Annotated in this window: 11 protein-coding genes, 1 tRNA gene and 1 rRNA gene; 12 read left to right on the forward strand and 1 reads right to left on the reverse strand. The window is 37.6% G+C overall.

Translation table 11 applies throughout. The features are described from left to right. Positions 1 to 24 precede the first annotated feature (24 nt). The 9 genes from rho to BKP56_RS04795 all read left to right on the forward strand — a co-directional run bounded on the left by rho (position 25) and on the right by BKP56_RS04795 (position 8,524). On the forward strand, positions 25 to 1,284 hold the full coding sequence (rho, locus tag BKP56_RS04755; protein WP_072693994.1) for a transcription termination factor Rho: 1,260 nt from the start codon (positions 25 to 27) through the stop codon (positions 1,282 to 1,284). A 234-nt stretch (positions 1,285 to 1,518) separates the two neighbouring features. Continuing rightward, positions 1,519 to 1,773, forward strand: a complete 255-nt coding sequence (locus BKP56_RS04760) for a type B 50S ribosomal protein L31 (RefSeq protein WP_072693996.1) — start codon at positions 1,519 to 1,521, stop codon at positions 1,771 to 1,773. A 188-nt stretch (positions 1,774 to 1,961) separates the two neighbouring features. Beyond that, positions 1,962 to 3,014, forward strand: a complete 1,053-nt coding sequence (locus tag BKP56_RS04765) for a D-alanine--D-alanine ligase (protein WP_072693998.1) — start codon at positions 1,962 to 1,964, stop codon at positions 3,012 to 3,014. Positions 3,015 to 3,040: 26 nt separating this feature from the next. Further along, positions 3,041 to 4,429 (forward strand): UDP-N-acetylmuramoyl-tripeptide--D-alanyl-D-alanine ligase, encoded by a 1,389-nt coding sequence (locus BKP56_RS04770; RefSeq protein WP_072694000.1) that lies wholly within the window; start codon positions 3,041 to 3,043, stop codon positions 4,427 to 4,429. Between the two features lie 371 nt (positions 4,430 to 4,800). Further along, the gene (locus tag BKP56_RS04775) at positions 4,801 to 6,270 is read left to right on the forward strand and encodes a DEAD/DEAH box helicase (protein ID WP_072694002.1); all 1,470 of its coding nucleotides are present in this window, start codon (positions 4,801 to 4,803) and stop codon (positions 6,268 to 6,270) included. Between the two features lie 253 nt (positions 6,271 to 6,523). After that, complete coding sequence (acpS, locus tag BKP56_RS04780; RefSeq protein ID WP_072694004.1) at positions 6,524 to 6,874, forward strand: holo-ACP synthase; 351 nt, start codon at positions 6,524 to 6,526, stop codon at positions 6,872 to 6,874. A gap of 244 nt (positions 6,875 to 7,118) precedes the next feature. Beyond that, positions 7,119 to 7,370: a hypothetical protein gene (locus BKP56_RS04785; RefSeq protein ID WP_072694006.1), complete on the forward strand. Its 252-nt coding sequence runs from the start codon at positions 7,119 to 7,121 to the stop codon at positions 7,368 to 7,370. 89 nt (positions 7,371 to 7,459) lie between these two features. Beyond that, positions 7,460 to 7,816 carry a type II toxin-antitoxin system PemK/MazF family toxin gene (locus tag BKP56_RS04790; protein WP_072694008.1) on the forward strand — a complete coding sequence of 119 codons (357 nt, stop codon included), beginning with the start codon at positions 7,460 to 7,462 and terminating at the stop codon, positions 7,814 to 7,816. A 210-nt stretch (positions 7,817 to 8,026) separates the two neighbouring features. Next, positions 8,027 to 8,524, forward strand: a complete 498-nt coding sequence (locus BKP56_RS04795; RefSeq protein ID WP_072694010.1) for a QueT transporter family protein — start codon at positions 8,027 to 8,029, stop codon at positions 8,522 to 8,524. Positions 8,525 to 8,605: 81 nt separating this feature from the next. On the opposite strand, the gene cbpA is transcribed toward BKP56_RS04795, so the two are convergent. After that, the gene (gene cbpA, locus BKP56_RS04800) at positions 8,606 to 9,244 is read right to left on the reverse strand and encodes a cyclic di-AMP binding protein CbpA (RefSeq protein ID WP_072694012.1); all 639 of its coding nucleotides are present in this window, start codon (positions 9,242 to 9,244) and stop codon (positions 8,606 to 8,608) included. A 112-nt stretch (positions 9,245 to 9,356) separates the two neighbouring features. Here cbpA and BKP56_RS04805 point away from each other — a divergent pair, with 112 nt between their 5' ends. From BKP56_RS04805 to BKP56_RS04815, 3 genes are all read left to right on the forward strand, one after another. Then, positions 9,357 to 10,085, forward strand: coding sequence for an O-methyltransferase (locus BKP56_RS04805; RefSeq protein ID WP_072694014.1), 729 nt, complete (start codon positions 9,357 to 9,359; stop codon positions 10,083 to 10,085). A 419-nt stretch (positions 10,086 to 10,504) separates the two neighbouring features. After that, positions 10,505 to 12,056: ribosomal RNA gene (locus BKP56_RS04810) — 16S ribosomal RNA — on the forward strand. 97 nt (positions 12,057 to 12,153) lie between these two features. After that, positions 12,154 to 12,226: transfer RNA gene (locus BKP56_RS04815), tRNA-Ala, on the forward strand. Positions 12,227 to 12,311: the final 85 nt, after the last annotated feature.

Raw genomic sequence — 12,311 nt, forward strand, 5'->3', positions numbered from 1 at the left:
GAATAATGAATAGGGGAAACAACAGTGGCCAATTTTTTAACGTTTGACGATTTGCAGAAAAAGACATTAAAGGAAATTTATGAACTTGCTAAGAATCTTAAAATTCCATACTACAGCCAGATGAATAAAAAGGAATTATCTTTGGCTGTTCTTCGAGTTCAAGAGGAAAAACAAGGATATTTCCAAGTGTCAGGTGTGTTAGATAAAATTTATAATCAGGACTTTGGATTTTTACGTCCAATAAATTATTCTCATAGTAATGAAGATATTTATATATCAGCTTCTCAAATGACACGTTTTGGTCTAAGAAATGGCGATAAAATAACAGGTACGGCTAGACCGCCTAAATCAGGTGAGCGCTATTATGGATTAATGAATGTTCGTCAAGTAAATGGAAAAGATCCAGAAGAAGCACGTGAAAGACCACATTTTCCAGCTTTGACGCCATTATATCCTGATAGACGAATTCAACTTGAAGCTTCCCCAAATGAACTTTCCGCCCGTATACTCGATTTGATTGCGCCAATAGGATTCGGCCAGCGGGGGCTGATCGTAGCTCCTCCCAAAGTTGGTAAGACAACAATTCTAAAAGAGATTGCGAATGGAATCAAACAAAACCACCCTGATGTTGAACTCATTGTTTTACTTATTGATGAGCGTCCAGAAGAAGTGACGGATCTTGAAAGAAGTATTGATGGAGAAGTCGTCCATTCAACTTTTGATCAGCAGCCACAAAATCATGTTAAAGTCAGTGAACTAGTATTGGAGCGTGCCAGACGCCTGGTTGAAGATAAACGAGATGTAGTAATCTTGATGGATAGCATTACAAGATTAGCTAGAGCATATAACTTAGTAGAACAGCCAAGCGGTCGTACGCTGAGTGGAGGAATCGATCCAGCGGCTTTATACCGTCCTAAACGATTCTTTGGATCTGCACGAAATGTAGAAGAAGGTGGCAGTTTAACCATTGTTGCTACAGCATTAGTGGATACTGGCAGTCGGATGGATGATGTAATCTACGAAGAATTTAAAGGAACTGGAAATATGGAACTTCATCTTTCACGAGATCTTGCTGAACGTAGAATTTTTCCGGCAATCGATATCAGACGTTCCAGTACGCGTAAGGAAGAAATGCTTTTAACAAAAGAGCAGTATGACGCTGTTTATAAATTACGCAGAGGTATGAGAAATGATTCTTTAGAATATACGGATCAGTTTATCAAAACATTGCGAAGACATAAGAAAAATGAGCAATTTGTACAAAAAATATTAAAACAAAAGTAAATTCATGTCTAAAAAAGCATATTCATTTATAACAAGAAAAGAAAATATGCCAAAGGATGTAGAAAACCATTGCAAGCACTTTTTAATCATGCTATTATATTTAGTGTTGCATATAACTTAAAAAGCAGCGTAGTTTATCTGCTTTTGTCGGGACAGAAATCGTAAAACTAACGTTTATGATAAAAGATAACTATGAAATCGTATAGATTTTATGGCATAAGGAGTGAAAAGAATATGAAACAAGAAATCCACCCAAAATATCATCAAGTCGTATTTATGGACACTACTACAGGATTCAAATTCTTGTCAGGTTCAACTAAATCATCTAATGAAACAGTTGAATGGGAAGATGGAAACGAATATCCATTAATTCGTATGGAAATTTCTTCTGATTCTCATCCATTCTATACAGGTCGTCAAAAATTTGCACAAGCAGATGGACGTATCGACCGTTTCAACAAGAAATACAATTTGGGAGAAAATGAATAATCATACCCATAAGAAAAGCTCTGGATATCCAGAGCTTTTTTTTTACTTAAATCTAAAAGATTTATATAGCCTGTTTATAGTTTTAGTTGTTTAAGCTTGGTTTTGTTGCTAAAATAATCGATAGAATACCTTACCAGAATTATGTGGAAATCATACTAGAACAAAGGAAATATAAAGGAGAAAATAAAATGAATATCTTTCTAGTTTATGGAGGAAAAAGTGCAGAACATGATGTTTCGATTTTATCTGCTTATTCAATACTAAAAGAAATCTATTATAATTATTATGCTGTAACACCTGTTTATATTTCGCGAGAAGGTAAGTGGCTAAAAGGCACAGAGATTACAGATCCTAGCCAAATCAATTCTTCTCAAGATTTGATTTTAGATGAAATAGGAGAGGACATTCATTTTTCTGATATTCCAAAAGAAAATACGATTGTTTTCCCAGTGTTGCATGGTCCCAATGGCGAAGATGGCACAGTTCAAGGATTGCTAGAAGTACTTGAAATACCTTATGTAGGTGCCGGTGTTTTAGCTAGTGCTACTGGAATGGATAAAATTATCAGCAAAGTTTTATTCAAAGAAGCTGGCTTGCCAATCGTTCCTTACTATCAAGTAAAAGGTACAGACTGGACCGCTAATCAAGAGATGGTTATAAATGAAGCCGAAAGTATCTTGTCTTATCCTATGTTTGTAAAGCCTTCTAATATGGGTTCAAGTGTAGGGATTTCAGAAGCGAAAAATCGTGAGGAACTGGTGGAGGCTGTTGTAAAAGCGTTTGAGTATGATCGTCGTGTATTGATTGAGCAAGGCGTGCAAGCTCGCGAAATAGAAGTAGCCGTACTTGGAAATGAAGATATCAATACATCAGTTCCTGGGGAACTAGTTAAGAAACAGCAGTTTTATGATTATGAGTCTAAATATATATCAAACGAAGTTGTGCCCCAAATTCCAGCAAAACTATCAGAAGAAATAACTAAAACTTTGAGAGAATATGCTGCAAGAGCTTTTATGGCAATTGATGGAAATGGTCTGACACGTGTGGACTTCTTCTTGACGGCAGATGAAGAGATTTATATTAATGAAGTAAATACTTTCCCAGGCTTTACAAATTATAGTATGTATCCTAGATTATGGGAAAAAACAGGATTAGCATACGGAGATCTAATCGAAGAAATGATACAGTTAGGATTACGTAGATTTAAAGCTAGACAAAATCAATCTTTAAAGGATAGATAGTTATCAGGGTTATTGGAGAGAGTAAAATGACAAAATGGACACTAAATGAAATAGCGGAAGCCACAGATGGAGTAATCTATCATACTGAGAACCATTTAATCAACATTGCAGATATTTCTTTTGATTCTAGAAATTTATCAGAAGGAAGCTTGTTTGTACCGTTGATAGCTGAACGTAATGGTCACGAATATATTGATAGTGCAATTGGAAATGGTGCTAGCGCAGCATTTTGGAGTGAACCTGTTGAAAAAGCACCAAAAGATTTTCCGATTATTCAAGTAAAAGATACCTTACAAGCTTTGCAGCAATTCGCAAAATGGTATCTAAAAAAGGTGAACCCAAAAGTAGTTGGAATAACTGGTAGCAACGGTAAAACTACTACAAAAGACATGACTGAAGCAGTACTTTCAGCTAAGTATAAGACCCACAAAACAGTAGGCAATTTTAATAACCACATTGGATTACCCTACACGATACTAGGAATGCCGAGAGAGACTGAAGCGATTATTTTAGAAATGGGCATGAGCCAGGCGGATGAAATTCATGTTCTATCTACTTTAGCTGAGCCAGATGTAGCAGTAATAACCATGATTGGGGAATCACACATCGAATTCTTTGGTTCACGAGATGGAATTGCAGATGCCAAAATGGAAATAGTAGATGGGCTGAAATCTGATGGAGTGTTGATTTATCCTGGAGAAGAACCTTTACTTGCAGAACGGACAGCTATATTACCAGAAGAAAGAGTTCGAACTTTTGGTAGAACGGATAAGGAAAATTTGTATGCTACAAAGATTGAAGTGAAGAGTCGTTCAACCGAGTTTTCAGTTAACCTTGCTCCAGAATTAAAAATTACGCTTCCGACACCAGGAGAGTATAATGTTCAAAATGCTTTAGCAGCAATATTAGTTGGAATAGAATTTGGAATTTCTATTAAAGCAAGTGCTGAAAAGTTAGAACAATTTCAATTAACAAAAAATCGTCTTGAATGGATCGAAGGCTTTAATGGATCTCAACTTTTAAATGATGCTTACAATGCAAGTCCTTCTTCGATGAAAGCTGTTCTAAATTACTTTGCTACGATCGAAACAAACGGTAAAAAAATAGTAGTTTTAGGAGATATCTTAGAATTGGGAGAACTAAGTGAGGAACTACATCGTGATGTAGCTGCTTCTATCGATGCTGCTTCTATTGATTATTTAATACTTTATGGAGAAAAAATGAGAACTGTTTATAATGAAGTGAAAGGTTCCTTCAATCTTGAAAAAATCAGGCATTTTTCAGGGGATAAAAAACCCATGGTTGATTATCTTAGGAAAACTATCCAGAGTGAAGATATTGTTTTGCTGAAATCTAGTCTGGGAACAAACATTTTAGAGGTTGTTGAAAAATTAAAGAAGAAAACCCTAATGTAAAACGTATTCATTCTCAATATGTTTAGAATAAGTTGAAAATAAAAAGTATGCATGCTATGATGTCTGTTGAACAATGGTTCGATATTGTTTAATTTGTTTTTGATTAAATAATCAAAGATAGAACACAGAGAATAAAATATGAGTCAAGAAGAATTTAAAACCCTGGTGTGTCGCATCGCGTGTTTCGGATACGAACAGTAGGGTCTTTATATGAAAAAGAGACGACGAACTACCCTCAATAGATGCTGAGGTGATAAGTTTCTTTTAAGTAGTGCCTACTTATTGAGTTGAAAATAAACTCACTCAAAGCGCATTACTCCTTGGCTCCAAGACAAATAGAAGCCAAGGAAAATAATAGGAGGAATTTTTTTTTGAAATTTAATGAATTGAATATTGCACCAGAAATACTAAAATCAGTAGAGCGAATGGGCTTTGAAGAAACAACGCCAATTCAGGAACAAACTATACCTTTAGCATTAGAAGGTAAAGATGTCATTGGCCAAGCACAAACAGGTACAGGTAAAACTGCTGCATTTGGTTTGCCGATGTTACAAAAAATCGACCAAAACAACCGCAACGTCCAAGGATTAGTTATCGCACCAACACGTGAGTTAGCTATTCAAACACAAGAAGAGCTTTTCCGTTTATCTAAAGATAAACGTGTACGCGTAACTTGTGTATATGGTGGAGCGGATATTAGAAGACAAATCAAACAAATTAAAGGTGGCGCACAAATTGTTGTGGGTACTCCAGGACGTTTGTTAGACCACATTAGACGTAAAACTTTGAAATTAGATCAGGTTGAAACATTAGTTTTAGATGAAGCGGATGAAATGTTGAACATGGGATTCATTGAAGACATTGAATCCATCATCAGTGAAGTACCGAGTGAACGCCAAACTTTACTATTCTCTGCAACAATGCCGACACCAATCAAGCGTATTGCTGAACGCTTTATGAAATCTCCTGAAACAGTTAAGATCAAAACAAAAACTTTATCAGCAGCTACAATAGAACAGTTTTATACTAAAGCGCGTGATAATGAAAAATTTGATGTATTAACTCGTTTAATAGATGTACAAAATCCTACTTCTGCGATTATTTTTGGTAGAACCAAACGTCGTGTGGATGAATTAGCTAAAGGACTTGAAATGCGCGGCTACCAAGCTGAAGGTATCCATGGAGATCTTTCACAAAGTAAACGTATGAGCGTCTTGAATGACTTTAAAAAAGGAAAAATGGATATTCTTGTAGCGACAGATGTAGCTGCTCGTGGGTTAGACGTTACAGGTTTAACACATGTGTACAACTATGATATTCCCCAAGATCCAGAAAGTTATGTTCACCGTATCGGGCGTACAGGTCGTGCTGGTGAAAAAGGTGTATCCGTAACGTTTGTAACACCTCAAGAGATGGGGTATTTGCGTACGATCGAAAACCTTACTAAACAAGAAATAAGCTCACTTCGTCCACCTACAAATGACGAAGCACTAGAAAGTCAGTTAGAGTCTGCAATGGACGATATCAGAAAAACAATTACTGAGAACGGACTAGACAAATATCATACTGCAGCTGAAAAGCTATTAAGTGCATATTCTTCAGAAGATATCGCAGCAGCATTGGTGAAATCTATGGTTAAAGATCCGACAGAAGTACCTGTAACGATCACTCCTCAAAGACCATTACCATCTAAAGACCGTAAACGTAAAGGCGGCAGTGGTAGAGGTGGAAACCGCAGAAACAATAACCGCAGCGGCAGCAGTAACAATAAACGCACAAGTAACAGACGTGGCGACAGCAAAGGACGTCGTGACAATTACCGTAAAAAAGATAACAAATAGTTGTTAATTTAAGAGGGGTCCATTAATAGTGGGCGCCTTTTTTTAATAATGTATAATAAGCATTTTAGAAGGAAAGCTTAATTTGAGAATGAAAATGTAAGAACTATCAGTTCAGATAGTGTACATAAATTACAAGTGAGTAACAGCGCAATCTTATATATGACTTTTTAGAAGGATTCTGGTAACATTGATTTTAAGTAATGAAACAATGTAAAAGCATTGTACAACCATTGAAGCAAAAAGAGGGAATTCTATGATTGTAGGAATAGGATTAGATATTATAGATATTGGAAGAATCAAAGTAGCTTGTGAAAGAAGAAAAGGATTTCCAGAACGTGTTCTGACTGAAAATGAATTATTTATTTATCAAAGACTAACGGGGAAACGTAGAGTTGAATTCTTGGCTGGCCGTTTTTCAGCAAAAGAAGCTTTTTCAAAAGCGCTGGGAACTGGAATAGGTAAAGTAGGCTTTCATGATATTGAGGTTTTAAACAGTCAATCAGGGAAACCTGAAATAAAAAAATCACCATTTGAAGGAAATGCCTGGATTTCTATTACACATACTGATTCAATAGCTGCAGCTCAAGTTATATTAGAAAATTAATAACAGATTTGCCTTTGTTTCTTATATATTTGGTCATAATTTCGTCACAAATCTACTTGCAAGACCGGTTTTAATAAAAGTTCTTTCATGATAAACTTACCTATAAGATAAAACTTTGCACGATTCGATTCTAGATGAATCCAACATACTTAACGTAACCCAAGTATTTGCTTGATCACTATGTAGTGACTAGGTTAATCTTGGAAGTTTGTAGATAAGCGATAATCTTTTGGAGGGCACGGTCATGGATGAACAGCGCAACAAGAAAATGATTATTGAATTAGATCAATCAGTTTATGAAGATTTAGTGGAATTTTGTGTTGAAACAAACATGGAAGAAACTCAGCTAATGTCTGAAATGGTAAAGTATTGCTTAAAAGAAAGTATGAATAAAATGGATGTCATGCGGAAAGGGTATGTAGAAATGGCGAACATCAATTTGGAGATATGCTCTGAATTTGATTCTTGTGATAGTGAAGCCCATTCTTATATCTAAGGGAAGTAACGTGCGAAATTAGAAGTATTATTGAGAATTCGGACGAAACGAACCATATTCCACAAGGCGCCTTCGAGGAGAAAAAGCCTATGGTTAAGCGGGGAGATATATTTTATGCGGATCTATCACCGGTTGTTGGGTCTGAGCAAGGCGGAATGAGGCCTGTCTTGATTATTCAGAACAACGTCGGTAATAAGTATAGTCCGACTGTTATCGTTGCAGCGATTACAACGAAGATTCAAAAGGGTAAAATGCCTACACATGTAGAGGTAGGAGCGGATCAGGGTCTTGAGAAAAATTCTGTTGTGCTTTTGGAACAAATACGAACAATAGATAAGCAGCGACTACGCGATAAAGTTACACATTTACACGTAGAAACTATGGATGCAATAGATGAAGCGCTCTCGATCAGTGTGGGGTTATCTAATAAATACAAACATATCTAATAGTTTATCCAATTTACTTAGTGAAAAGGATGGAGTCCGTTTTTTAGGATTCTGTCCTTTTTTATTTATAAAGGACTACAAGGTGCTCGTATAAATTTCTATAAAATGATATTGCAACTTCTATTCAAAACGTGATACACTATTTTCGTTGTGCATCAACCGTGGTTCGAAAGCGCCAACCCACGTTATCAAAAACTAGGAGGAAATGAATTGAAAGTAAAACAATGGGTACTAAATGCAATTATCGGATCATTATATATCGTGATTACATTTGCTATTGCTCCGTTAGGATTTGGAGCAATCCAGCTTCGATTATCTGAAATGCTGAACCATTTAGTCGTGTTTAATAAAAAATATGCGTATGGTTTGGGTGTCGGTGTTATTTTAGCAAACGTTTTGTTATCTCCTTTCGGGATAATTGACTGGATATTAGGTGGCGGACATACAGTTGTTTCTCTGATTGTATATATGCTTCTAACTAGAAAGATGACTTCAATCAAAAAGAAAATGATTGTCAATACAGTAATCTTCTCTGTGTTTAGTTTCATAATTGCTTTTCTACTGATTATCTCAGGAGCAACAGAAGAAGCCTTTTGGATAACTTACTTAACGCTGTTTATTAGTCAGTTTATTACAATGGCTATTGGAATTCCAGTTATGTTATTCTTGAACAGTAAAATAGATTTTAATGCACAAATGGAAAAATAATATTCGAAAATTGGCGTGAAAAAAGGCAGTCTTCCTTTACATTATTGTAAGGAAGGCTGCCTTTTTGGTATGGCTCATAGATTAATCATTATGGAGATTTTCTGTACCGACAACTTTGAATCCTTTGCGTTCTAGATGATTCGAGATCTCTTCTAATGTCTTTTCAGAAATATTGGGTTCTAAAGTCATGATCGTGCGTCGAACCATGTTTTCACGCTTAACATCTAAAGTGATACAACTCATTATGGAGCAGTAACGGTTAATGATCTTGGTAATTGCGGTAAGATCTCCTTTTTGTCCAGGAGAAGCAATTGTTAATACGTAACTTCCTTGATCGATACTCCAAGATTGCTGGAGCAAATCGATAATCGAGCTGTGAGTCAAAATTCCATAAAAATGATTATTTTCATCAAGGACTGTAATATAAGGTAAATCCTTAATCATAAAAAAGATTTTAAAAAATGAAGAATTCATATGAATATATTTAGTAGCATTTTTTAAAAGATGGGTAACGGGGAGATTCATATCTCCGCCATTTGCTTTGTGACGATAAATATGCATTTTATAGATGTTACCACGAAAGATTTTTCCGCTTTCGTCTAATACAGGTACACATCTAAATCCTGTTTCCTCTAATAGTTCAATTGATTCTTGCAAAGTAGCTTTTTCAGATATTGTATTTACAGCGCTTTTTGGGACCGTTAATTGTTTGATCAGCATTATTTATTTGCTCCTTCTCATTTTTTTATACGTATTCTCACATATTTATTATACCAGATAATTGCTTGGAGAAATACAAGAATACATGTAAAATATAAAGGGAATTCTTAATATGAAAGTAGAGGTTTTTAAATTGCATAAATTAAATGAAATGATGGATCGCCCAGTAGTTATGGATGAAGTTAGAACATTCTTAAGAACAGCTCAAAAGCAATTAGATGGAAAATTAGGCGAAATTGAAAAAGAAGCAAATGACAAGCGAGTACCAATTATACCACATGAAACAGTAACTTTTTTTATATGGCTTTTTGGTCAGATCAAACCTAAAGAAATTCTAGAAGTAGGAACAGCGATTGGTTTTTCGGCTGGGTTGATGGCACAGTATATGGATGGAGAAGGTAAGATCACTACGATCGAGCGTAATCCAACAATGATGGAAAAAGCTAAAGAAAATTTCAAAGCATTACAAATAGAAGATAAAGTTACATTATTAGAAGGACAAGCGGATGAATGGTTAGAAAAATTAGCAAGTCATAAATATGATTTCATTTTTATGGATAGTGCTAAAGCGAAATATTATGATTTTTTCCCTAATTGCATGCGAGTATTGAAACAAAACGGTATACTCGCGGTAGATGATGTACTCCAGGGAGGAACGATTTTGGAAGAAGACAAAGATATCCCAAGGCGCAGAAGAAAAATTCATAAAAAATTAAATGCTTTTTTAGACATTGTTTTGGTCCATCCGGCTTTAGAGACAACATTGCTGCCTCTTGGAGACGGTTTATTACTGATTACAAAAAAAGAAGAATTTGATTTTTCTTTTATGAAAGAGGAATAAAGAGACTAGAAATTAAAAAAGCTGGTATAACAGCTTTTTTAATTTCTTCAAAAAAAGATTAAAAATATAAGTGAAAAAATGTTGACGTATCCTGGAATAACTGGTAAAGTATTACTCGTTGCTGATAAACGAAACGCAAATGAAACATTTAGTCAAATAAGCCTTTCGGAAATTAGTTAGAAAAACATTTAAAAAAGTTGTTGACATTATAGACAACATAATGTAATATAATATGAGTCGACAAGTTGAGTTGAACTTCGCAAGAATCGCTTAACATGAAGACTTAAACGATTGATCTTTGAAAACTGAACAAAGTAAAAACAACCAAATGTGCAGGGGTCTTCGATTCTTTATTGGATCAAGACAACTATCGGATGAACAAGGTTCATCCACAATTAATACAATGAGCTTTTCAAACTTAAAACGAGAGTTTGATCCTGGCTCAGGACGAACGCTGGCGGTATGCCTAATACATGCAAGTCGAACGATGAAATTCTCTGCTTGCAGAGAATGGATTAGTGGCGAACGGGTGAGTAACACGTGGGTAACCTGCCCATAAGAGGGGGATAACATTCGGAAACGGATGCTAATACCGCATAGGTCTTTGAGACACCTGTCTCTCAGATGAAAGGTGGCTTCGGCTGCCGCTTATGGATGGACCCGCGGCGTATTAGCTAGTTGGTGAGGTAATGGCTCACCAAGGCTGTGATACGTAGCCGACCTGAGAGGGTGATCGGCCACACTGGGACTGAGACACGGCCCAGACTCCTACGGGAGGCAGCAGTAGGGAATCTTCCACAATGGGTGCAAACCTGATGGAGCAATACCGCGTGAGTGAAGAAGGTCTTCGGATCGTAAAGCTCTGTTGTTAGAGAAGAACAAGTCGGGTAGTAACTGCCCCGGCCTTGACGGTATCTAACCAGAAAGTCACGGCTAACTACGTGCCAGCAGCCGCGGTAATACGTAGGTGACAAGCGTTGTCCGGATTTATTGGGCGTAAAGCGAGCGCAGGCGGTCTTTTAAGTCTGATGTGAAAGCCCACGGCTCAACCGTGGAGGGTCATTGGAAACTGGAAGACTTGAATGCAGAAGAGGAAAGTGGAATTCCATGTGTAGCGGTGAAATGCGTAGATATATGGAGGAACACCAGTGGCGAAGGCGACTTTCTGGTCTGTAATTGACGCTGAGGCTCGAAAGCGTGGGGAGCGAACAGGATTAGATACCCTGGTAGTCCACGCCGTAAACGATGAGTGCTAAGTGTTGGAGGGTTTCCGCCCTTCAGTGCTGGAGCTAACGCATTAAGCACTCCGCCTGGGGAGTACGGCCGCAAGGCTGAAACTCAAAGGAATTGACGGGGACCCGCACAAGCGGTGGAGCATGTGGTTTAATTCGAAGCAACGCGAAGAACCTTACCAGGTCTTGACATCCTCTGAACACTCTAGAGATAGAGCTTTCCCTTCGGGGACAGAGTGACAGGTGGTGCATGGTTGTCGTCAGCTCGTGTCGTGAGATGTTGGGTTAAGTCCCGTAACGAGCGCAACCCCTATTGTTAGTTGCCAGCATTCAGTTGGGCACTCTAGCGAGACTGCCGGTGATAAACCGGAGGAAGGCGGGGATGACGTCAAATCATCATGCCCCTTATGACCTGGGCTACACACGTGCTACAATGGATGGTACAACGAGTTGCGAGACCGCGAGGTTTAGCTAATCTCCTAAAGCCATTCTCAGTTCGGATTGCAGGCTGCAACTCGCCTGCATGAAGCTGGAATCGCTAGTAATCGCGGATCAGAACGCCGCGGTGAATACGTTCCCGGGTCTTGTACACACCGCCCGTCACACCACGAGAGTCTGTAACACCCGAAGTCGGTAGGGTAACCCTTTTGGGAGCCAGCCGCCGAAGGTGGGATGGATGATTGGGGTGAAGTCGTAACAAGGTAGCCGTATCGGAAGGTGCGGCTGGATCACCTCCTTTCTAAGGATATTGCCTTAAGGGCAAACGGAACCTTGCACAGGTATTTTACTTTGTTTAGTTTTGAGAGCTTAATCGTTCTCAATTTAATCATTATAATGGGGCCTTAGCTCAGCTGGGAGAGCGCCTGCTTTGCACGCAGGAGGTCAGCGGTTCGATCCCGCTAGGCTCCATTACAATCTTATCAATAAAAAAGATTGTGCTTGTTCTTTGAAAACTGGATAGTTGAATTAATACAAACATGTTAAGTAACAACAC

The sequence above is a fragment of the Marinilactibacillus sp. 15R genome (assembly GCF_001895285.1).
GTDB classification, from domain to species: Bacteria; Bacillota; Bacilli; order Lactobacillales; family Carnobacteriaceae_A; genus Marinilactibacillus; species Marinilactibacillus piezotolerans.